22 protein-coding genes are annotated in these 21,835 nt (G+C 64.0%); 9 read left to right on the plus strand and 13 right to left on the minus strand.

Features of this window, described 5'->3' with window-relative positions:
- On the minus strand, positions 1 to 1,449 hold the full coding sequence (locus FNJ47_RS10325; RefSeq protein WP_163152973.1) for a lipopolysaccharide biosynthesis protein: 1,449 nt from the start codon (positions 1,447 to 1,449) through the stop codon (positions 1 to 3).
- Entirely contained in the window at positions 1,443 to 2,369 is a 927-nt protein-coding gene (locus tag FNJ47_RS10330; protein ID WP_163152974.1) for a DUF6492 family protein, read from the minus strand. Before FNJ47_RS10330 ends, FNJ47_RS10325 begins: the two co-directional genes overlap by 7 nt.
- 419 nt (positions 2,370 to 2,788) lie before the next feature.
- Here FNJ47_RS10330 and FNJ47_RS10335 point away from each other — a divergent pair, with 419 nt between their 5' ends.
- Positions 2,789 to 3,757 (plus strand): glycoside hydrolase family 26 protein, encoded by a 969-nt coding sequence (locus FNJ47_RS10335; RefSeq protein WP_163152975.1) that lies wholly within the window; start codon positions 2,789 to 2,791, stop codon positions 3,755 to 3,757.
- Between the two features lie 78 nt (positions 3,758 to 3,835).
- Here FNJ47_RS10335 and FNJ47_RS10340 read toward each other — a convergent pair whose 3' ends face one another.
- Positions 3,836 to 4,924 carry a radical SAM protein gene (locus FNJ47_RS10340; RefSeq protein ID WP_163152976.1) on the minus strand — a complete coding sequence of 363 codons (1,089 nt, stop codon included), beginning with the start codon at positions 4,922 to 4,924 and terminating at the stop codon, positions 3,836 to 3,838.
- Positions 4,925 to 5,325: 401 nt separating this feature from the next.
- Here FNJ47_RS10340 and FNJ47_RS10345 point away from each other — a divergent pair, with 401 nt between their 5' ends.
- Together FNJ47_RS10345 and FNJ47_RS10350 are read left to right on the plus strand one after the other, a co-directional pair.
- Positions 5,326 to 6,321, plus strand: coding sequence for a glycosyltransferase family 2 protein (locus tag FNJ47_RS10345; protein WP_235999791.1), 996 nt, complete (start codon positions 5,326 to 5,328; stop codon positions 6,319 to 6,321).
- Positions 6,318 to 7,631, plus strand: a complete 1,314-nt coding sequence (locus FNJ47_RS10350) for an O-antigen ligase family protein (protein ID WP_163152977.1) — start codon at positions 6,318 to 6,320, stop codon at positions 7,629 to 7,631. The genes FNJ47_RS10345 and FNJ47_RS10350 overlap by 4 nt, the downstream gene beginning before the upstream one ends.
- Here the strand turns inward: FNJ47_RS10350 and FNJ47_RS10355 are convergent.
- Positions 7,628 to 8,719, minus strand: coding sequence for a glycosyltransferase (locus FNJ47_RS10355; protein WP_163152978.1), 1,092 nt, complete (start codon positions 8,717 to 8,719; stop codon positions 7,628 to 7,630). The genes FNJ47_RS10350 and FNJ47_RS10355 overlap by 4 nt on opposite strands.
- A gap of 206 nt (positions 8,720 to 8,925) precedes the next feature.
- Between FNJ47_RS10355 and FNJ47_RS10360 the strand changes: the two genes are divergently transcribed.
- Both FNJ47_RS10360 and FNJ47_RS10365 read left to right on the plus strand, forming a co-directional pair.
- Positions 8,926 to 9,873: a cupin-like domain-containing protein gene (locus FNJ47_RS10360; RefSeq protein ID WP_163152979.1), complete on the plus strand. Its 948-nt coding sequence runs from the start codon at positions 8,926 to 8,928 to the stop codon at positions 9,871 to 9,873.
- 27 nt (positions 9,874 to 9,900) lie between these two features.
- Entirely contained in the window at positions 9,901 to 11,091 is a 1,191-nt protein-coding gene (locus FNJ47_RS10365; protein ID WP_163152980.1) for a GNAT family N-acetyltransferase, read from the plus strand.
- A gap of 23 nt (positions 11,092 to 11,114) precedes the next feature.
- Here FNJ47_RS10365 and FNJ47_RS10370 read toward each other — a convergent pair whose 3' ends face one another.
- The 4 genes from FNJ47_RS10370 to FNJ47_RS10385 form a co-directional block, all read right to left on the minus strand.
- The gene (locus tag FNJ47_RS10370; RefSeq protein ID WP_163152981.1) at positions 11,115 to 12,062 is read right to left on the minus strand and encodes a DUF5996 family protein; all 948 of its coding nucleotides are present in this window, start codon (positions 12,060 to 12,062) and stop codon (positions 11,115 to 11,117) included.
- Between the two features lie 61 nt (positions 12,063 to 12,123).
- Positions 12,124 to 13,740 carry a B12-binding domain-containing radical SAM protein gene (locus FNJ47_RS10375; protein WP_163152982.1) on the minus strand — a complete coding sequence of 539 codons (1,617 nt, stop codon included), beginning with the start codon at positions 13,738 to 13,740 and terminating at the stop codon, positions 12,124 to 12,126.
- 246 nt (positions 13,741 to 13,986) lie between these two features.
- Positions 13,987 to 14,586, minus strand: a complete 600-nt coding sequence (gene wrbA / locus FNJ47_RS10380) for an NAD(P)H:quinone oxidoreductase (RefSeq protein WP_163152983.1) — start codon at positions 14,584 to 14,586, stop codon at positions 13,987 to 13,989.
- A gap of 91 nt (positions 14,587 to 14,677) precedes the next feature.
- A complete protein-coding gene (locus FNJ47_RS10385) occupies positions 14,678 to 15,376 on the minus strand; it encodes a pirin family protein (RefSeq protein ID WP_163152984.1) in 699 nt (232 codons plus the stop codon).
- A 127-nt stretch (positions 15,377 to 15,503) separates the two neighbouring features.
- Here FNJ47_RS10385 and FNJ47_RS10390 point away from each other — a divergent pair, with 127 nt between their 5' ends.
- Positions 15,504 to 16,418 carry a LysR family transcriptional regulator gene (locus FNJ47_RS10390; RefSeq protein ID WP_163152985.1) on the plus strand — a complete coding sequence of 305 codons (915 nt, stop codon included), beginning with the start codon at positions 15,504 to 15,506 and terminating at the stop codon, positions 16,416 to 16,418.
- Between the two features lie 279 nt (positions 16,419 to 16,697).
- Entirely contained in the window at positions 16,698 to 17,057 is a 360-nt protein-coding gene (locus FNJ47_RS10395; protein ID WP_163152986.1) for a hypothetical protein, read from the plus strand.
- Here FNJ47_RS10395 and FNJ47_RS10400 read toward each other — a convergent pair whose 3' ends face one another.
- From FNJ47_RS10400 to FNJ47_RS10415, 4 genes are read right to left on the minus strand one after another with little or no spacing between them, the layout of a single operon-like run.
- A complete protein-coding gene (locus FNJ47_RS10400; RefSeq protein WP_163152987.1) occupies positions 17,058 to 17,531 on the minus strand; it encodes a YbaK/EbsC family protein in 474 nt (157 codons plus the stop codon).
- Between the two features lie 17 nt (positions 17,532 to 17,548).
- Positions 17,549 to 18,292, minus strand: a complete 744-nt coding sequence (locus FNJ47_RS10405; RefSeq protein ID WP_163152988.1) for a haloacid dehalogenase type II — start codon at positions 18,290 to 18,292, stop codon at positions 17,549 to 17,551.
- Positions 18,289 to 19,131, minus strand: a complete 843-nt coding sequence (locus FNJ47_RS10410; protein WP_163152989.1) for a dienelactone hydrolase family protein — start codon at positions 19,129 to 19,131, stop codon at positions 18,289 to 18,291. The genes FNJ47_RS10405 and FNJ47_RS10410 overlap by 4 nt, the downstream gene beginning before the upstream one ends.
- Positions 19,132 to 19,167: 36 nt before the next feature.
- On the minus strand, positions 19,168 to 20,052 hold the full coding sequence (locus FNJ47_RS10415) for an amidohydrolase family protein (protein WP_163152990.1): 885 nt from the start codon (positions 20,050 to 20,052) through the stop codon (positions 19,168 to 19,170).
- A gap of 469 nt (positions 20,053 to 20,521) precedes the next feature.
- Between FNJ47_RS10415 and ykgO the strand changes: the two genes are divergently transcribed.
- A complete protein-coding gene (ykgO, locus tag FNJ47_RS10420) occupies positions 20,522 to 20,647 on the plus strand; it encodes a type B 50S ribosomal protein L36 (RefSeq protein ID WP_002718645.1) in 126 nt (41 codons plus the stop codon).
- Between the two features lie 96 nt (positions 20,648 to 20,743).
- Positions 20,744 to 21,415 (plus strand): tetratricopeptide repeat protein, encoded by a 672-nt coding sequence (locus FNJ47_RS10425; RefSeq protein WP_163152991.1) that lies wholly within the window; start codon positions 20,744 to 20,746, stop codon positions 21,413 to 21,415.
- A 93-nt stretch (positions 21,416 to 21,508) separates the two neighbouring features.
- On the opposite strand, the gene FNJ47_RS49825 is transcribed toward FNJ47_RS10425, so the two are convergent.
- Complete coding sequence (locus tag FNJ47_RS49825; protein WP_165445635.1) at positions 21,509 to 21,685, minus strand: hypothetical protein; 177 nt, start codon at positions 21,683 to 21,685, stop codon at positions 21,509 to 21,511.
- Between the last annotated feature and the right edge of the window lie 150 nt (positions 21,686 to 21,835).

Below are 21,835 nucleotides of genomic sequence, written 5' to 3' on the forward strand. Positions count from 1 at the left end.
TCATCCAATGTTGCTGTTTGCGAATTTGGTACGGAACATGGCGATGCCCTGCTTCAGCCGACCGCGCAGGCGCGCGATGTCGAACAGCCAGCAGAACGCGGCGTAGACGGCGAACCCCGCTCCGACCAGCACGATGCTGGCGGGGAGATCGGCAAGGTAGAGGACGCGATCCAGCGCGCCGACCGTGACTGCCATCGCGAGCGCGGCGATGACGATCAAGGCGAGGCGGCCGATCGGGATCGGAATCCGGAAGGCGAAGCGGCTCAGGATCAGGGCGCAGGCAAAGCCGGTGAGGTCGGCGCCGAGGCGCGCCCAGGCTGCGCCGATGGTGCCGTAGAGGCTGACCAGCAGATAGGACAGGATCACATTGGCCGCGATGATCGATGCGGTGTTGATCAGATAGAAGGAGTTGCGTCCCGACAGCAGGAAGCTCGCATGCAGATATTGCTGCGTCAGCACCTGGAACAGCACGGCGGCCGCGATGACCGGCATGATCTCGGATGCGAGCGCGCGGAAGTCGACACCGAGGATGATGTTGGCGATATGCGGGGCGATCAGGGCGAAGCCGAGACAGGCCGGCAGCGTGACGCCGGCGAGCAGTTCGAGGCAATCGGCGAGATGAGTCCTGATGGCGCCCGCCGCGTCGCCTTGCCGGGCCCGTATCTGCACGGCCATCGGAAAGAAGGCCGCGGCCATGCTCATCGCGGGCATCATCAGGGTCTGGCGAACCAGGTCCAGTGCCGCGACATATTTGCCGGCTTCGGCTGCGCCGATCAGGTTCGCGATCATGAAGCGGTCGGTCACGCTCGAGATCGCCAGCAGCGTCAGCGACAGGGTCAGCGGCAGGCCGGCGCGGGCGAGCGACCGCAGGTCGGCGCGGCTGAAATGGATGATGGTGCCGCGCCATGCGCTACGCGTCTGCACCAGAACGGCGACAAGATAGGCCAAGCTGGCCGCAAGCAACAACAGGACGCCGGTCGGGCTGATCGTTGCGACGACGACGCCGAAGCCGAGCAGGGCGCCGGCGCGGACCAGGGTCGCCCTCATCACCGAGAGTGCCTTCAACCGTGCCCGCAGCAGGTCCTGCGTCAGCTCGAACAGGCCGATCGCAATGGCGAGGGCGACGGCGGCCAGCGCCGCAGTCGCATCGAGGCCGACGAGACGCGCCAGCAGCCAGGCGATCGGCGCGGTGAGGCAGGAGATCAGATAGCCCGACGCCACCAGGCCGCGGACGTCGGTGCCGTCATCGCGGGCATGGCCGCTCAGGATCAGATTGCGGAACCAGCCGACCAGGAAGACTGAGATGACGGAGGCGAAGCCGACACCCAACAGGTAGACGCCATAGTCATGCGGCGCGAACAGCCGCGTGAAGACGAACACGCTCAGCAGCCCGAGCAGCGCCGAAAGCACGTTGGCCGTCAGGTTGATGCTGGCCTGTCCGATCAGCATGATGCGGCAAGCTCCGCTGGTCTTGCCGCCGCCGACGACGCCAGGATGGCGTCGCTCTCGGCCACGACCTCGCGAATCGTCGCGACCGGCGTTCCCGAGAACGATGCGATCGAGAACGCGACGTCGTCCCTGTTGGCCCGCAGCAGCAGCCGGGTGAGCTCGTCCTTGCTCAGGGTCGGGTCATCCCAGTAGCTGACGCATTGCGTCTTCGGCACCACCGAGTGACGCAGCGCCGACGCCTCGTCGTTTTCGACGAAAAAGCCGTACAGCAGATATTCGGAGAACTCGCGGGTCCGGCACAGCGCCTCGATCCAGTCCATGCCGGTGGCGGCCTCGATGCGCTCGGCGAGCGCGCGAGTGGTCTGCTTGTCCCAGAAGATGATGTGTCCGATGAAATCCGGCGCCGGGAATGGCGGTGTCGGTAGGCCGATCAGCTGATGGCTGGTCTCGAGCCAGCGCGAATGGCGCGGCTGGTCGGCGGTGACCGCATTGGCCATCTTCAGCAGCGGGATCGTGTTCGGATACTGGAAGCGCGCCAGATCGAAATCGCGGAAGAACACGATGTCGGAATCCAGGATGCAGAACCGCTCATAGGGCAGCGCGATCGTCGCCGCGATCTTCAGGATCTGTTGCACGTGCCAGCCGTTCACCGGCTTGGCGCGCAACGACCACCAGAACTGGCGGCGCTTGCGCTGGATCATGCGCGGCAGCGGCCGCAACCAGTCGGGCAGGAAGGAGGAGGCCGGAATGATGATGCGGCGCTCGCTTGCGAGCGGCGCGAACAGCGACAGGTCGCAATCCGGCACCAGCAGATAGTGCCTGGAGAAGGACGTGACGTGGTGATCCACGCTTTCGCAAAGCAGCGTGCAGATTTCCAGATCGCGCCCATAGGTCGGGGTCAGCAACGCGACAGGGTTCATCTCGTAACACTCTCCGGCGACACCGTTTCACGGCGGAACAATGCGGCCGCCGGACTTCGTCCTGAACCTCAGTTCAGCAAGATCGGTGCCGGAGTGTTTTGCGCGTCCTGCCCGCGGCCTTGATGGTTAAGCAATGGTAAATGCCGGCGCAGCGCGGCCGTTAACGGATCGGAAGTCATCGTTCGGTTGCGTGATTTTGACGCTGGATCGGGATGTTGCCCGGATATTGCAGTGTTCACGCCTCGAATGCCGACGCGGTCGGCGCAGGTGAGTGCGTATGCGGATTCGGTGGCATTTCCGATCGGTAAGCGGCACGGCCGAACGGCGGGCCGTATCGTCAGTCCATTTCGAGACAGCCTTGCCGTCAGCGCTGTGCGTTGTTGGCACGCGCGGCGCGGGCGAACCAGCCGGAGCGCGCGATGTCGCTTGATCGCGGAATCACGCGACGCCGCGCCCTCGCATTCGCGGCGCTCGCGGTCGGCGCATTGCCGTCCGTGCGGGCCGCACCGTCAGCCCGGTCGCGGCTCGGTGCGAATTCCGCGCGATTCGCCGGCGCCTTCGTCAACTGGGGTGAGACCGGCCGCGAGCACGTGCTGCAAGGCTGGGAGAAGTGGCTCAACCGGCCGCGCTCGTCCGTGCTCGGCGTCGACTTCTACGGCCAGAAAAGCTGGGACGACTTTCACAAGCTGGACTGGGTGCCCGGGCTCTGGAAGAAGCTCAATCCGGCGCGCAACGTGGTCTGGTCGGTGCCGCTCACCATCACCGGAACGCCGCTCGCGGATGTCGCGGGCGGGCTGCATGACGCCGAGTTCGAGGCGGCCGCGCGCGCGATCGGAGACGCGCATCCAAAGGCGATCATCCGCCTCGGCTGGGAGATGAACATCTCCAATATGGGCTGGTTCGCCAAAGGACATGAGGACGACTACATCAAGGCGTTCCGCCATGTGGTCGCGATCTTTCGCGGTCGCTCGGAAAGCTTCAAGTTCGACTGGTGTCCGGGCTGGGGACTTCAGGATATGCCGGCCGACGCCGCCTATCCCGGCGATGATGTCGTCGACACCGTCGGCCTCGATGTCTACGATTTCACGTCGGATGCCAGCGCGGCGGAGCGCTGGACCAATTCCTATCTCAAGGCGCCGTTCGGCCTGGAGTGGCAGCGAGCGTTCGCGGCGAGCCATGGCAAGCTGATGAGCTATCCGGAATGGGGCGTCGGCCCGTCCGGCGACAATGCGTTCTTCGTGCAGCAGATGCACGACTGGTTCGCAGCAAATCAGGCAGCGATCGCCTATGCCGCCTATTTCGATGTCGATGGCCTGTGGCCGACGCAGATCGATAACGGCAAGTTTCCGCAAGCCGCGAGCCTGTTCCGCAAACTGTTTGCGGGCTGACCGGGCGCGTCTGTCCGCGCAAGCAAAAGCCCGGCCTGTCCTCCGACTGACCGGGCTTAGTCACTGCTCGTTGCCGCGTCAGGCGGCCTTGGTGTTGGTCAGCAGCGTCAGGCCCATCTTCAGCTTGTCCTGCAGCGTGCGCTGCGCGAGGCAGGTGAACAGGCACAGCTTGTCGCAAGCAATGGTCTCCTTGCGGCGGGCCTGCGCTTCCTCGCTGTACCAGATCTCGCGTGCGGTCTGGGTGCGCACGTTGCCGATCGGCTTGAAGAACCAGCACACTTCGAGGCGGCCGTCGGAGCGGATGAAGTAGTTCCGCATGCCGACGCGGCAGGGCATCACTTCCTTCGGCGCCTTCTCGCGGCGGAAATGGTTCGGCCAGGCGCGCAGCACGGCCTCCCCGTTGAGGATCGGCGCGCCCTGGCGCTTCAAGCGCAACAGCTCGTCGCGCACCTTGATCAGATCGTCCATCTCGCGCTCACCGATCCATAGCTCGTCCTCGACCTCCTGGATGCCCTGCTCGACGGGCTGGAAGCTCAGCGCGGTGGCGCCGATCTCCTGGATCCAGTCGACCATTTCGGGCAGGCGGCGGAAGTTCAGCCTGTGCACGACCGGCTTGATGATGATCGGAAAGTCCAGGCCTTCGGCACGGCGCTGCTCGGCGACATTGCGGATGCCCTGCACGATGTCGGTCAGCGAGTTCTCGACGCCGCGCGAGTAGTTGTGGATCGTGCGGTCGGTAGAGTCGATCGAGATATTGATGTTGAACGGATGCGCTTCGACGGTCTGCGCCACGACCTTCTTGTTGAGATAGGCGCCGCCATTGGTGGTGACGCCCCAGTGGATGTCGTTGTCGCGGCAGAACCGCAGCAGGTCGAGAAAGCCCTTCTTGATGTAGGGCTCGCCGCCGGCAAATTCGACATGATAGGCGCCGATGAATTCCTTCAAGCTCGCGAGGGCGCGCTGCCATTCCGGGATCGTCATCTCGTCGCGATAGTTCGGACGGCGCCAGTAGTCGCAGTAGCGGCATTTGTAATTGCAGCGTTCGACCACCTCCGCGAAGATCGCCGCGGGGCGGGTGACGTCGCGTCCGGTACGCAAGTAGAGCTCTTCCGAGAGGGCGTTGCGGACATGCTTGGTGCCGAGCGAGACGAGATCGAGCGCTTTCAAGGTGAACCTCAGTCTTTTTGTGTTGCTGCGATCGGATCGACGGATGATTTATGGGTCGATCAGCAAATTGGATGCCAGCCCGGACGCGGAGCTTGTGTCACGCGTGCGCGAGGGCTCTTAACCCTAAGGGTTCGCTAACGGCGCGGCCGCGATCACGGGGCGGCGCTCCCGCGCGCCGGTCATTCCAGCAAAATCACTTCGCTAGACTTCAAATTAACCTTGCGACGAAGTTGCGCTAACGCGCCTCTCGCCTGGAGCGGATTTTGCCATGAGGTCGCCGTAACGTTCGTTCCGCGACCGTATTGCCGCCTGTGTCGGTCACTTTGGGACGGCCATGTCCCATTCCGATCCGTGCCGGGATGATGCGTCTTGCGGATCGCGATTGCCAGGAGGGCATGGAGATGTCGACCGAGCTTGCTGTAGCCGACCGCGCCTGGGTCACGACGTCCCCCGCGCTCGATTGCTCCATTGAGACCGTCATCTGCATTCCGAGCTTCCGCCGGCCGAAGCACCTGCGGCTGACGATGGAGTCCATCGCGGCGCAGCGCACCGAACGCAGCTTCGCGATCGTCGTGGTCGAAAACGATGCCGCGCATTGCGAGAGCGCGCCGGTCGCGGCCGAATTTCTCAATTCCGGCAAGCTGCGTGGCGTCTGCATCGTCGAGCCCCGGCAAGGCAATTGCCAGGCGATCAACGCGGCGTTCGAGACGGCGCTTGAGACATTCCCGAACGCCCAAAATTTCCTGATGATCGACGACGACGAGGTCGCCTCGCAGGATTGGCTGGAGCGGATGGTGCAGGCGACCGAGACCACCGGTGCCGAGATCATCGGCGGACCGGTGTGGCCCGACTTCGATGACAAGCACAAGGGCGGCCTCAAGCGCCATCCGGCGTTCGCACCGGCCTATCATGCCAGCGGTCCGGTGCCGGTGATCTATGGCTGCGGCAACTGTCTGATCCGCCGCGCGGTGTTCGAGCGGCTCGGACATCCCGCCTTCGACCTGCGCTTCAACTTCCTCGGCGGCGGCGACCACGACTTCTTCGCACGGGCGCGCCGGGTAGGCTTCCGTTTCTTCTGGGTGACGGACGCCGTGATCCGCGAGACCGTCCCCTCGAGCCGGACCAATCTCGGCTGGATCGTGCGACGGGGATTGCGGATTGGAGCGATCAACTATCACATCGAGCGCAAGGCGGCGCAGACGATGTGGTCGCGTGCGGCCGTGATGGCCAAGATGTTCGGCCTGGTGCCGTTTTCGCTGTATCGCTTTACGCGGATCGCGCTGCGCGAGCATCAGGCTGTGATCGCGATGCATCCGATGGTGGTCGCCGTCGGCAGTGCGCTGGCGGTGCTCGGCATCGAGCCGCAGCCTTATGCGGCGTCCAAGATCGCGTCGTGAGCGATTTGTGCGTCACTACTGATAGCCGGGCGCTGCTTGCCGACATCGCGCGCCGGCCGGTGATGGACATCGTCCGCTGCGCGCTCTTCATCGGCATCCTGCTTCTGGTCTGGATTTCGCTGCGTCCGTTCGAAGATCTGAGCGGCTTCTATGTCGGCGAAGTTGTCTCCGGCAAGGACGCGGTTCTCTACGGCCTGTTCGGCGTGCTGATGGTCGCGATGCTGGCGCTGACCCTGCGGGACAATCTGCCGGCGCTGCAATCGCTGCTGACGCCGGCCTTCTTGCTGTTTGCGGGCTGGATCTGCGTCACCGTCGTGCTGTCGTCCGATCCGGCGACCTCGCTGCGGCGCCTGGCGCTGTCCGTGTTCGTCATCGCGGTGACGGCAACGCTGCTGCTGCTGCCGAAATCGCAGGGCGAATTGATGCGCTGGTTCGGCATAGCCGCGCTGGTCCTGCTCGTCACCTGCTATCTCGGCGTTTTCCTGGCGCCGCATCTGTCGATCCATCAGGCGACCGATCCGCAGGAGCCGGCGCTTGCCGGCAATTGGCGCGGTGTGTTCGGCCACAAGAACGTCGCTGCGGCGATGATGGCGATGCTGATCTTCCTCGGCATCTATTTGATGCGGGCCGGCGGCTGGCTCTCCGGCATCGCCGTGACCGGGCTCGCCGCGGTCTTCCTGTTCTTCACGGCCGGCAAGAGCGCAATCGTGCTGTGCGTCGCCGTGCTGATGCTGACGTCGCTGATGCCGGTGATCCGCTCGCGCTTGGGCCGTGCGCTGCTGTTGCTGACGCCGCTGCTGCTGCTCAATCTGTTCAGCGTCGGCGCAGTGATGAGCGACACGCTGGCTGCGATCGCCGATAAAATGCCGATCGACACCTCCTTTACCGGCCGCGCCGACATCTGGGCCTTCGCGCTCGAGTCGCTGCACCAACGCTTGTGGACCGGCTACGGCTTCGAAGCGTTCTGGGGCACCAGCGCGATCCAGAATCTGCAGGAAGGCAAGGAGTGGGCGGGCTACGCCTCGCACAGCCACAACGGCTATCTCGATACCGCGCTCGGGACCGGCTTGCCGGGTCTCGTGCTGCTGATCGCGGCAATCGTCGTCAAGCCGTTGCGCGATTTCCAGGCCGCGGATCTCGGCGGCAACGACACGCCGCTGACGCTGCTGTTCCTGCGCATCTGGCTGTTCGGCCTCTATCTGTCGTCGATGGAGAGCTTCTTCCTCGATCGCGCAGACACCATCTGGGTGACGTTCCTGATCGGGGTGTTCGGGCTGCATTATCTCGCCCGGTTCCGGTTGCGGAGCTAGAGCTGCGCGCGGACCGCGTTGGCGACGTCGGTCCACCAGCCATCGAAATCGAACGGGATGGGCACGGTCCGACGCTTCAGCGCCTTGACGATCCGGTCGGCATATCCAGCACTGTCGGCGTCGCGCGGCACCAGCAGGATGGCGCCGCGGTCGATCAATTCCTTGAAGCGCGGGTGATGGTCGAACTCGTCCGGCAGTGTCGGGCCGGTGACGATCAGCGGCCGGCCGGACTGCACGCAGGCCAGGATGCTGGAGCGCCGCGCGGTCAGGCCTTCGGCCAGCGAGTAGCAGAACACGTCGATCTCGCCGAGCAGGCCGAACACCTCGTGATCGGAGGCGACATAGCCGGAGACGATGACGTCGCCCTTCAACCCCAGCTCGGCGACGCGGGCATAGAACTTCTGCTCGATATTGTCGGTGCCGCGGATGAAGGAGCCGACATAGACGATCAACGGCTGCAGGCCCCGCTGCTTCAGGATCGCGCCGATCTCGAGCAATCCACTCGGCTGCTTGCCCGGATAGATCGAGCCGAAATGCCCGACGATGAGCTGGCCATTGCCGCGTGCCGCGACGAGCCGATGCAGCAGCATCGAATCCGCGAAGCCGGCGGGCGCCGCGATGTTCGGCGGCAGCGGCGCGAGCACGCATTTGCGGACCATGCCGCGCATGATCGAATCGTCGGCGAGCTCGCGACGCACCAGCGGCGAGAACATCACGATGGTATTGGCGAGCCACAGCGCCGGCATATAGGTCAGCCGGCGGATGCCGTTGAGGCCGGCCCATTCGTGCTGGATCAGGACGACCTTCCGACGGCGGAGCCGGGCGAAGAGAAGGGCGAGCAAGGGCCGCGCGATCACGCGCTTCCAGGCCACGATGGGGAAGTTGCAGACCACGCTGTCGGCGCCGCCGACGGCGCGCCAGATCTCGGCGATCGTGCCGTCGGTCTGTGTCAGGGTTAACGCCGTGCCGGCACCGGGGGCGAGCTTCTCGATCGTCTCCTGCAGCAGGCGCGTGAATTGCCCGACGCCGCAGTGCATCTTTGGCCCGGCGCCAAGGAACAGCGCACGATATCGGGGTTTTTCGCTCATCGTGCTCAGATGGTCTTGGCTGCTTGTTCTGGCGACCGGTTCCGGAGACGTCGCGGTTAGCCATATCGGCGAGACATTAGCTTTGGGTAACCCGGCGCGCATACGCGACGGCATCGTTCTTGCCAATTCCCGGTCAAGAGCAGCCCGCTCGTCCCGGAACGGGACATCGGATGAAGCGAAACGGCGCAGCTGCCAGGAGCGCGACCATGACGACAGGCAGGATCTTCACGAATTGGGATGACAACCATTCCAGGCTCTGGAGCCGTCAGCCGATCCGGCTCGAGCACACCATGCACAAGCAGCCGGCGTTTTCGATGGACGATCTCGCCAGGCTGATCGAGCACTATCCGCGCGAGCATTGCAGCCTGGTCAAGACCGGCGCCAAGGGATCGAGCCGCGTCTGGCGCGAGGGCGAGATCGGCAGGCTGAGCGGCCATCAGGTGATCGAGGCAATTTCGCGCGGCGGCCTGTGGCTGAACCTGCGTAACGTCACCGCGGTCGATCGCCGCTACCGCGACTTGATCGAGCAGATGTTCGGCGAGATCGGGGCCAAGGTCCCGGGCTTTGACGCGCCGACCCATCAGGCCGGCATCCTGATTTCATCGCCCGACGCGCAAGTCTACTACCACGCCGATCTGCCGGGGCAGGGCCTGGTCCAGATCGCCGGTCGCAAGCGGGTGTACATCTATCCCAACACGCAGCCGTTCATCCGGCCGGAGCATCTGGAGAACATCGCGCTGTTCGACGTCGTGGTCGATATCCCCTACGAGCCCTGGTACGACTGGCACGCGCAGGTGATCGATCTCGAGCCCGGCCAGATGCTGAACTGGCCGCTCAATGCGCCGCACCGTGTCGAGAACCTCGACACCGTCAACATCTCGATGACGATCTCCTATGTGAACGACGACATCCGTCGTGCGCAGATCCTGCATCTCGCCAACGGCATGCTGCGTCATCGTTTCGGCTACGCGCCGCGCAGCCGCAGCATCCGCGGTCCGACCTTCTTCGCCAAGCAGGTGATGCAAAAGCTGCTGCGCGACGGCAAGTGGGTGAAGCGTGAACGCGCGGTGCGCCGCCCGATCGACTTCCGCCTCGACGAGAGCGATCTCGGCAAGATCGTCGATCTGCCCAAGGCGGCGCTGGAAGCGGCGTAAGCGAACTTGCCGGGTGCAGGTACTGACATGACGGTCTTGACGACAGCGGTTGAGAAATTCGGGGCACGGGCCGCGTCCTATGCGGTCGGCTATCGCGTCGAGCTGGTTTCCGATTGGGCGCAGGCCGTCGCCCGCTGGGGCGCATTCGAGCCGCTCACCGGGTTCCAGCATCCGCAATGGTATGCGTCATGGTATCGGGCCTTCGCGTCGACCGACGGCGTTTCGCCGCTGATCGCCATCGTCAGCGATGCCGCGACCGGCGAGCGGGCTGCGTTGCTGCCGCTGATCTGTCACCGACAGGGCGGCCTCCGCATCGTCGAATTCGCCGACCTCAATCTCACCGACTTCAACGCGCCGTTGCTCGGCCCCGCCGCACCGCGCGACGACGTCACTGCATGGCAGTTCTGGCGCGATCTGCAGGCGGCGCTGCGCAAGGTGTACGGCGGAGCCGATCTGGTTCGCTTTCGCAAGATGCCGGTCAGGCTCGCGGGGCGACCCAATCCGGTGGCGCTGCTCGATGGCGTCGGGCCGTCGGTCGTCAACGGCAATTTGCTGACCGTCGGCGATGACTACAATGCGTGGCGCTACGAGCTGGACCGCAAGGTTCGCAAGGAGCTGGGACGGAGCTGGCGCGTGTTCACGCGTGAGCGGACCGCGGCCTTCAAGATTGCTGCCGATACCGACCAGGCGCTGGATCTTCTGTCCATTACGGAGGTGCAGCAGGGAGCCCGGCTGAACGGCCTTGGGCTCAACTACGTGCTCGACGACCCGGACTGCGCCGCCTTCTATCGCGACCTCGTGCGCGAAGGCGCCGATTGCGGTTATGCCGTCATGACCGCGCTGACCACACGCGACGAGGTGGTGGCGACGTTGCTCGGCGTTCGTGCCGGCTCACGCTACGTCATGCTCCGCATCAGCAATGCCGGCGAAAAATGGTCGGCGTGCTCGCCCGGCCGACTGATCATCGATCGCACCATCGAGGCGCTGCACGAGGACGGTGTGCGCGAGTTCGATTTCTCGATCGGCAATTACAGCTACAAGCGGCGGTTCAGACCGCAGCGTACGCCGCTGGTCGATCTCAGCGCGCCCTTGAGCTGGCGCGGGCAGCCTCATGCGCTGCGGGATCGCGCCGTGCTGGCGCTGCGTCACTATCCAAAGCTCAGCGCGCGACTGAAGCGGGCGCTGGGCAAGGCGTCGCCATCGCGCGAAGAGGACTGAGCCACGCGCTCGGTGCGCCGGCGCTACGTCGCCCTGACCACGCCCGGCCGGCCCGGCGCGCATTCAAGGGCGTCACGGTTCCAGTTCGCGTTGATGGCTGCGGCCTCATAACTCGATTGCAGGAAATCGAGCAGCGCCTTGTCGGGGTCGGCAGCCGTGCGCACAGCATCATAGGGCAGGATGAATTCGCCGAGCGCCTCGCTGAAGAACGCCGCGCCAGGGCGGACCGGCGTGCTGCGATAGCCCGGTGGTTCCGGATAGGCGTAGGAATAGAATGCCGGATAATCGATCGCGCCGCCGCCCGGCCAGAAGCCCGCGCTGCTCACCTCGTGCGAATAGGCTTCGTGCGCCACCGCGTCGGGCAGATGCGGCACGCCGCCGGGATGCTGCGGTGCTGCGCGGCCGGAGAAACGCGTCACCGCAAGATCGAAGCTGCCCCAGAAAAAATGCACCGGGCTGGCCTTGCCGAGAAAGCCGGTCCGGAATTGCTTGAACACGCGGTCGCAGTTCACAAGGATCCGGTGAAAACGGCGCACGGCGTCCGCATCGTAGGCGGCATGCTGCGTATCCTGTGAAAACCGGATCGGGTCGGCGACTTCGTTCGGCATCTCGTCGATGACGATTTCGACGCCGAGTTCGTTCAGGTCGGCCATGATCGCTGAGTAGAAGCTCGCGACCGATTGCTCGGCCAGCGCGAATTGCCGCTCGGTGCCGTCGCTGGTCGAGATGCGGAGCAAATGATCGATGAAGTCGAAGTCCATCTGGAATGTGCGGTCGCCATCGGGGATCGGCGAGGTCGTCAGTCCGCGCGCCGCGACATAGAGCGTGACGTGCCAGGAGTGATTGACCCAGGGCGATTTCGCCAGCCGGATCTTGCCGACAATCTGGGTGAACAGCTGGAGCGTGGCGCAGCTGTCGCGCCACGCTTCGGTCGGCAGTTCCGGCCATCGGGTCTTCGCAGGGGTATTCATGGCAAACCTCTGGGCTGCGGGATGTTATCTTGACGGCCAAGCGCACTAACGCGCTTTGCCGTCAAACCGCATGTAGGTCAGTTCGCGGCACAAGCTCCGTGGCCCTCACCGACGGCATATCGTCGAGCGCGGCAATCCGGCGGTCAATCTCACGGATTACGTGTTTCGAGAATGGCCCGAAATGCAAGTATAGCGCCATCAACATCACGATGTAACGCAGCGCGCCTGGATTGGACTTGGCGACCTCGACGAAGGTCTTCCAGAACGGCTCGCGAACCTCCGGCAGGGCACGCATGATCGTGTGCACGCCCTCGATGCCGCCAAGCCTCTTACGGATGTCGCCATCCGGCAGGTCGCGGCGCCGGTCGGACCGGTCGAGCATGTCGGCGAGCCGCGACAGCCGTCCTGCATAGGCCGTCGGGCTGTACACGTGCCCGAGCACGGCCTTGTAGTCCTCGAGGATATCGCGAAGCGGACGTATCGTGTCGAAATTGCAGCCGAGCGTGCACTGGTCGCCCGCCTGCTCGACCTTCATGAGATCGTGGCCTTCGTGCAGGCGGCCTTCCTTCGCCAGCCGCCGCGTCAGCTGCGTGCCGGGCAGCGCATAGAGCAGTCCAACCATCGAGACTGGAATGCTCGCCTTCTCCATGAAGTCGATCATCGCTTGGCCCATCGAGGCCTTCTCGGTATCGAACCCGACGATGAAGCCCGCGGTGACGAACATGCCGTAGCTATAGATCTTGTGAATGCATTCGGCGATGTTGCGCCGGGTGTTCTGCTTCTTCTTCATCTGCACAAGGGTCTCGGGATCCGGGCTCTCAATGCCGACGAAAATCCCGAAGAAGTTCGCGTCCTTCATCGCCTGCAACAGCTCGCTGTCGTCAGCGATATTGATCGAGGCTTCTGTGGAGAACTCGAACGGATAATCTCGCTCCTCCAGCCAGGCTTTGAGCTGCGGCAGCAGGATGCGGAGGTTTTTCTTGTTGCCGATGAAGTTGTCGTCGACGAAATCGACATGTCCGCGATAACCGTGATCGTAGAGCGCTTGCAACTCAGCGAGAATCTGATCGGGGGTCTTGGTGCGCGGCACGCGACCGTACAGCTCGATGATATCGCAGAACTCGCAGGTGAACGGGCAGCCGCGCGAATATTGCACGCCGATGAAGAGATAGTGGTCGAACTTGATCAGGTCATAGCGGGGCATTGGGCTTAGCGTGACGTCGATCTTGAATTTCTCGGCGACGAACACGCCCTTGCGCTCACCGCTTTCCCAGGCGGCCACAAATTGCTGGATGATTTGCTCGGCTTCGCCGATCACCTGGAAGTCCGCGTCGGCGTAGAGATGCGGGCTGGAGGAGACGTCAGGTCCGCCGACGCATACCGGCTTGCCGTGCTGGTGAACGAGATCGATCAGGTGGAGAAAATCGGGCTGCTGGTTGAGCATGCCGCCGATCATGACGAGATCGGCCGAGTCGAGATCGGCGTCCGTCAAAGACTCGGTGTTACGATTGACGAGGCGAATGTCCCAATGCTTCGGTAGCATGGCGGCGACTGTAATCAGTCCAAGTGGCGCCGCCGGATACTTCGCACCGACGAGTTCACAAGCTTCCGTATAGTTCCAGAAGGAGTCCTGAACGAACTTCGGGTAGATCATTAGGACGCGACAGGGAACCGTCATGTTGCTCCGGCCTGGATATTGACGGTCACGATGACACGCAGCTTGCCACGGCTCAAGGGCCCGATTCGCGGCCAATTGTCAGGCGGTCTTGGTTATAGAGCCCATTACGTCGCTTATCGGGTTTCTTGGCCTCTCTCTTGGCCTCTCTTGGCGTCTGAGCAGCGACAGCTCTCGCGCCGCTGTTCGAGAACAACATTGCGACTAAGGTAGGGGCGGCAATCGCGAACGAGGGCCGCCCCCATCGCATCAGCCGTGCAGCTTCTTCGCCGTCTCCGCAATCGCGCGGCCCTGGTAGCGGGCGCCGGCGAGTTCGTTTTCGCTGGGCTGGCGGCTGCCGTCGCCGCCGGTGATGGTGGTGGCGCCGTAGGGCGCGCCGCCGGTGACTTCGTCGAGCTTCATCTGGCCGGCGAAGCCGTAGTTCAGTCCGACCACCGTCATGCCGAAATGCAGCAGGTTGGTGATGATCGAGAACAGCGTGGTCTCCTGGCCGCCATGCTGGGTCGCGCTCGAGGTGAAGGCGCCGCCGACCTTGCCGTTCAGCGCGCCCCTGGCCCAGAGGCCGCCGGCCTGGTCGAGGAAGTTGGCCATCTGCGAGGACATGCGGCCGAAGCGGGTGCCGGTGCCGACGATAACAGCGTCGTAATTGGCGAGATCGTCAATCTTGGCAATCGGGGCCGCCTGGTCGAGCTTGTAATACGACGCCTTGGCGACTTCGGCCGGCACCAGCTCGGGCACGCGCTTGATGTCGACGGTGGCGCCGGCTTCGCGCGCGCCTTCCGCAACGGCATTCGCCATCGCTTCGATGTGACCGTAGGCGGAGTAATAGAGAACGAGAACCTTGGCCATGATGGCCTCCATTTGGGTTGGGGTAGGTAGGGACGTTTCGGGGGAGGGCATGCGCGGACAGCCGTCCGCGCATGCAGGGGTTGAGAGGTGATCAGGCCGCGTCGACCAGCACGAGTTCGGCATCCTCGAGCGCGGTGATCTTCAGCTTGGCCTCATCGCGGATCGCGGCGCCGTCGCGTGCATTGACGCGCACGCCGTTGACCTCGATGCTGCCGGCCGCCGGCACCAGATAGAGGTGACGGGCCTTGTCGACGGAATATTCCGCGCTCTCGCCGGCTTTCAGCGTGGTGGCGAGCACCCGCGCATTGGCACGGATCGGCAGCGCGTCATTGTCGCCGTCGATGCCGGAGGCGATGGTGACGAGCTTGCCGGAACGGTCCGCTTTCGGGAACGGCTTCGAGCCCCAGGTCGGATGACCGCCCTTCGTCGTCGGCTCGATCCAGATCTGGAAGATCTTGGTCTTCGACGGCTCCAGATTGTACTCGGAGTGACGGATGCCGCTGCCGGCGCTCATCACCTGCACGTCGCCGGCTTCAGTGCGTCCCTTGTTGCCGAGCGAGTCCTGGTGCGTGATCGCACCTTCGCGAACATAAGTGATGATCTCCATGTTGGCATGCGGATGCGCCGGGAACCCGGAGTTGGGCGCGATCTCGTCGTCGTTCCACACGCGCAGCGCGCCGTGGCTGACATTGGCGGGATCGTAGTAGCTCGCGAACGAGAAGTGATGCTTGGCTTTCAGCCAGCCGTGGTCGGCGCCGCCGAGCTTTGCGAATGGTTTCAGTTCGATCATGGGTAACTCCGTTCGATGCGTTGGTTTCGATCTCGTTGACCCCTTGGATATGCCTCCGGCTGTGGTATAGAAATAGAAACTATTGAAACTCATTGTTTCCAAAATGAACTATCGAGGATAGCCGCCCATGTCGAAATTGCCGGACTTCGAGGCGCTCGCGATTTTCGCAAAAGTCGTGGAATTACGGTCGTTTGCGGCGGCCGCGACCGAGCTCTCGCTGTCCAAGGCGACGGTGTCGAAAGCGGTCAGCCGGCTCGAGGAGCGGCTCGGCGCGCGGCTGTTCAACCGCACCTCCCGCCGTCTGGCGCTGACCGATGCCGGCCAGAAATTGTCGGAGCGCGCCGCGCGGCTATTGGCCGACGGCGAGGCCGCCGAGAACGAGGCGCTGGCGCAATCGACCACGCCGCGCGGCCTGGTGCGGCTCGCGGTGCCGATGAGCTTCGGCATCAAGTCAGTGGCGCCGTTGCTGCCGGAATTCATGGAGGCCTATCCGGAAGTCGCGATCGATCTGCATCTGAGCGATGCGACGGTCGATTTGATCGGTGAGGGCTTTGACGCCGGCCTGCGCATCGCGCGGCTGCCGGATTCCTCGCTGATCGCGCGGCGGCTGTGCGGCATGCCGCGCTACACCGTGGCGGCGCCGTCCTACCTGAAGCGCTACGGCCGGCCGACCCATCCGATGCATCTCGCAGAGCACAAATGCTTCGGCTACGCCTATCTCTCGACCCAGGGCGTCTGGCACTACTCCAACGCGTCGGGCGAGCAGGCGAGCGTGCGTCCCGCCGGCCAGTTGCGGGTCAACAATGGCGAGGCCGTGATGCCGGCGCTGCTTGCCGGGCTCGGCATCGCCGATCTGCCCGACTTCATCGTCGGCGACGCGATCGCGCGCGGCGAGGTCGAGGTGATCCTGAAGGGCTGGAAGCAGCCGGAGGGCGCCGTGCATCTCGTCACCCCGCCCGGCGGCCCGCGGCCCGCCCGCGTCGAGGTGCTGGCGGATTTCCTCGCCAGCCATTTCGCCAAGGGGAAGAAGCGATCCGTGTAGGGTGGGCAAAGCGAAGCGTGCCCTTCATCCTCGGGGATACTCAACGTCATGCCGCAATATCGACGCGCAGAGATCGAAGGCAGCGTTTACTTCTTTACCGTCGTTCTCGCGGATTGATCGAGGACCGATGCCGGGAACTTGGTTCCAGCACGATCGGTCTTCACATTTAGTTGTCCGTGCGAACGATCCTTGGCCGCATTCATTTGAGAGGTTGAAGCAAATCGCGGCGCGGAACTTGCGCGTGCGCGGATCAATTCGAATCGAACAAGGGCACTGGGCATGCAGACGCAGCGAATTGTGCTGAGCTTAGCGATCGCGATCGGCGGCCTTGGCGCTGCGGCGCCTGCGTCGTCGCAGGAATATCGCGGAACATGGGAACAGCAGATGGCGTGCACGCCTGATGTGATGCGCCTGTGCAGCGATCAGATTCCCGACACCAACCGGATCGTCGCCTGCCTGCGGCAGAACACGGCGCTGCTTGGCAGCTCCTGCCGTGCGGTATTCGAGTCGAATGCGCAACAACAGGCGCAGACACAGGGGCGCGCACCCCAACCGCAGACGATGCAGCGGCCGCGCGCGCCGCAGCACGTGCAGCCGGCCCCGGTTGCGCCGCGACCGCCCGCTGACGATGAGGACTAGCTAGCGCCTAGGGCCGACTTCGCAGACATCGACCCATTCGGCGGCGGTCAGCTCCGCCATCCTGTCGGGCGTGATGCGCACCGCGCTGTGGGTCGAGCCGGCTGCCGGTACAACGATGTCGAATGCCTTCAGCGACACGTCGCAATAGATCGGCAGCGGCGTCTTCAGCCCGAACGGGCAGACGCCGCCGACTTCGTGGCCGGTGATGTCGGCAACCTCGTCGAGGCCGAGCATCTTCGGCTTGCCGCCGAACGCCGCCTTCACCTTCTTGTTGTCCATTCGCGACGTGCCGGCCGCGACGATCAGCACTACGCGGTCGCCGACCCGCAGGCTCAGCGTCTTGGCGATACGCGCCGGTTCGACGCCATAGGCCTCGGCCGCCAGCACGACGGTCGCGGAGCTCACAACGGATTCGATCACGGAGATTTCGGGCGCCTTCTCGGCGAAGAAGGCGCGGACGGAGGCGAGACTCATATATTCAGGACCCTTGTTTAGGATCTGGCAGACACCAGGGCAGGAAGTTCGGAGAGGCCGTGGATCCGGTGATCGGGCACGACGCCGAGCTCGTCCATCTGGGTACGCAACGCCCAAAACATCGTCAATGGGGCGATCGTTTCGCTTTCGACGCAGGCCAGCGCCATCGCCTCCGGCGTCACCCGTTCGATCCAGGCGACATTGAGTCCAAACGCCTTGGCGCCACAGGCGTCCCACGGATTGGAGGAGATGAACAGCACCTCCGCGGGCTGCACTTTCAGCACCTGCTCGATCAGCGTGTAGGCCTCGGGCGCCGGCTTGAACACCTTGTGAGCATCGACGCTGATGGTCGCGTCGAGCAGGCGGTCGAGCCCCGAATTGCGCACCAGCGCGTTCAGCATGTCAGGGCTGCCGTTGGAGAGGATCGCGAGCTTCTTGTCTTTCATCGCCTCGAGCGCGGCGACCGCATCGGGATACAGTGCGAGGTGCCGGTACTTGTCGATGATGCGGGCAAAGGTCGCCTCGTCATATTGCAGGCCGAGGCAGCGCAGCGTGTAGGCGAGGGAGTCGCGGGTGACGGCAGCGAAATCCCGGTAGCGCCGCATCAGCGAGCGCAGCCAGGAATATTCGAGCTGCTTGATGCGCCAGACCTGCGTGATGATGTCGCCATAGCCGGGGAACGCATCCTCGGTGATTTCGGCCACTGACTGGACGTCATAGAGCGTACCGTAGGCGTCGAAGACGATTGCTTTGATTGTCATCGTGGTCTCTCTTGCCCGCCGATCGTCGAATACAGGAATTTCCTGAGTGCGTCGACGGATTGATCCCGTGCTGCCTCGTTGAATTCGACGTGATGACCGAGCAGCATCTGCGGCGTGTGGAAAGACGGTACGTCGAAATCGTGGTAGGCGCCGGGATAGACGGTGATCGCGATCGGAATCCCCTTGTCCTTGTCGCGCGCCATGCCCCAGTCGTCGCGGCCCTCGGCAAGGTTGCGGCACGCGTTCGCGGGCGCCCAGTCGTCGAGCTCGCCGATCAGGATCAGCGTCGGCACCGTCATGCTGCCCTTGACCCCGCCGCACGGCGGATAGAAGCCGATCGCAGCGCGGAATTTGTCCTTCGAGGAACGTTCGATCTGACCGCGCTCGACCGCGAGCAGCGCCAGCGTCGCGCCCTGGGAAAATCCCAGCACCGCCACCCGGCTCGGATCGACAGTCGGCTGTCCAACGAGGTAGTTCAGTGCGCTGTACGCATCGTACAACGTCGACAGCGGCAGTCCGCCGGTGCAGGCACCGGTGATGCCGCGTGTTCCGAAGCGGTCGATCGTCAGCGCGACATAGCCCCACTCGGCGAGCCGCTTGCCCCAGCGCTCGTCGATCCCCCGCCAGCCGCCGCCGCAGCCGTGCAGCAGCACAACCGCGGGCGAGGGACCGGGACCGTCCGGCAATCGCAGGTAACCCTGCAACGCTTGCGGTCCCGCCAGCGGGCTTTCGAATTCGACGAGGCGTGGCGCAATTTCGGCCGCCGGCGCGGGGGGCGAGCCCGTAGCGCAGAGGATGAGCGCGGCGAGAGGGGCGGCAAGTCCGGTGAAGTTCGTCATGAACCACCTCCGAAGCTTGCCGCCGATGATACTCTCTTAGATCCCCAAAATCTTCCGCGCGTTGGCCTTCAGCACCTTGGGGCGGATCTCCTCGCGGATGTCGAGCTTGGCGAAGTCGGCGAGCCAGCGGTCAGGTGTGATGACAGGCCAGTCGGAGCCGAACAGCATCTTGTCCTGCAGGATCGAGTTGATGTAGCGCACCAGGATCGGCGGGAAGTATTTTGGCGACCAGCCGGACAGGTCGATATAGACGTTCGGCTTGTGGGTCGCGACCGACAGCGCCTCTTCCTGCCAGGGGAAGGAGGGATGCGCGAGAATGATCTTGAGGTCGGGAAAGTCTGCCGCGACGTCGTCCATGTACATCGGATTGGAGTATTTCAGCCGCATCCCCATGCCGCCGGGCATGCCCGAGCCGACGCCGGTCTGGCCGGTGTGGAACAGCGCGATCGCGCCGCCCTCGTTGATCGCTTCATAGAGCGGATAGGCCATGCGGTCGTTGGCGTAGAAGCCCTGCATGGTCGGATGGAATTTGAAGCCGCGGACGCCGTACTCCTCGATCAGCTTGCGCGCCTCGCGGACGCCGAGCTTGCCCTTGTGCGGATCGATCGAGACGAACGGGATCAGCACGTCGAGATGATCGGAGGCGACCTCAAGCATCTCGAGATTGTTGTAGCGGCGGAAGCCGGTCTCGCGTTCGGCATCGACCGGGAAAATCACCGCGGCGATGTTCTTGGACCGGTAGTAGGCCGCGGTCTCCGGCACGGTCGGCGGATGCTTGTGCGGCGACTTGAAATAGTCGGCCATCTGCGCCTGGAAATCGTCATAGCCGTCGTCGCCATGCATGCCGCAGGGCTCCTCGGCGTGGGTGTGGATGTCGATCGCGACGACCTTTTCGATGTCGGGCAGTTTGAGCTTGGGCATTCGGGTTCCCCGGCGGAGCGTTTGTTGGTGATGGAAAATAATTATACTATATAACGATCTTCGCAAGCGGTCTGGCGCTGAAGGCGCCTGAAAGCCGCGCGGCGCCATTCGGCGGCGAAGCTCCATTTGGTCACGGACGGGGTTCACAGCGGGGACCCGGGGGACGATTCGCCGGCGATGAAACCATCATCCGGGCGCGACAGCGCGGCGGGGCCTTGCTCAGATCAGCGCCACGATCGCCGTTTCCGGAGCGATCTCAATATCCTGGCGGGTCGATCGGTGCAGGTTCCTGGCCGCGATATGCCCGAAAATCGGCCCGTCTCGGTTGACATTTAACGGTCCGATGGCTTAGAACCCCGGCCGTCCCGGGCGGCAGGCCGCTTGTCGGGATAAATCCCATTTTGCCACCTTTCGGCATTGATCAGGTACGGCCTCCAACACGGGCCTTTCGAAGTAACAGGATTGTCCCATGAAGGTCCGTAACTCGCTGAAGTCGCTGCGCGGCCGCCATCGCAACAACCGTCTGGTCCGCCGCAAGGGCCGCGTCTACGTGATCAACAAGGTCCAGCGCCGCTTCAAGGCGCGCCAGGGTTGATTGAGCACGGATCGGCGGCTGATTCCGATCCATCCTTCACAGGTCTTTGACGCCGCGCTGCTTTGCAGTGCGGCTTTGTGCGTCTAGACTTCGGCCATGGGATTGAATTTCCTTCGGCCTACCCACCGCCGGCTGGCGATCCTGATCGCTGCGCTTCTGGCCGGACCTATTGTGACTTTGCCTGTCGCGGCCGCCGCGCAGGACGATCCGCGGGTGGTCCCACCGCCCAAGGCCCAGAAGAAGCTGCCGGAAGCTCCGACCAAGCTGCCGAAGGTTCCGGCCGACCGCACCCGCGGGCTGGATTTTCTGTTCGGCGCGCTGAAGGCCGCGCCCGATGAGGACAGCGCCCGTCACGTCGAGGCGCGGATCTGGGCGCTCTGGCTGCAAACCCCGAGCGACACCGCGGCACTCCTGATGGTCCGCGCCAAGGCCGCGCTCGATGCCCAGAATGTCGATGTCGCGCTGAAGCTTCTGGATGCGGTGATCAAGCTGCGGCCCGACTATGTCGAGGCCTGGAACCGGCGCGCAACGATCTACTACCTCAAAAACGATTACGTCCGTTCGCTGGGAGATCTACAGCAGGTGCTGACTCGCGAGCCCCGCCATTTTGGCGCGCTGGCGGGTGTCGGTATGATCATGCAGGACATGGGCGACGAAAAGCGTGCGCTGGACGCCTTCCGCAAGGCGATTGCGGTCGATCCCTACCTCGAGAAGGTGCCGCAGATCGTCAAGCAGCTGACCGAGAAGGTCGAGGGCCGCGACATCTGATTGCATGCGATTGATCGCGATCGCGGTCCGATGGACGCGAGGGGCGCGTGGCTCGCGAGCCAAGTCTTGCTCGCGATACGGTCCGGTCGAGGACTAGTGCAGGAACTTGCCGCGGGTGGCGCTGTCCTGGGCGATGGCAGCATAGAATTGCTGAAGCTCCGCCTCCAGATGCTCATTCACGAGCAACAGTGCCTTCAGGGCGCCGCGCAGGTCGCCGTTGCAACTCGCCACGATCTGGTCGATGGCCGCATCGCTAGGGTCGGAAATCATGGTACTCCTCCGATTACTTCCCGTTGAACTCGTCGTGCGGACGCGGGTTCCCGTGAATCTCGTGCACAACCCAGAAATCCGGTAGCGTCCCGGTTTCGATGAAGCCTCGCGCCTGATGGCGAAATTGCCACGGGCAATCTATGAAATTAC

It is taken from the genome of Bradyrhizobium uaiense (assembly GCF_010811875.1).
GTDB lineage: Bacteria > Pseudomonadota > Alphaproteobacteria > Rhizobiales > Xanthobacteraceae > Bradyrhizobium > Bradyrhizobium uaiense.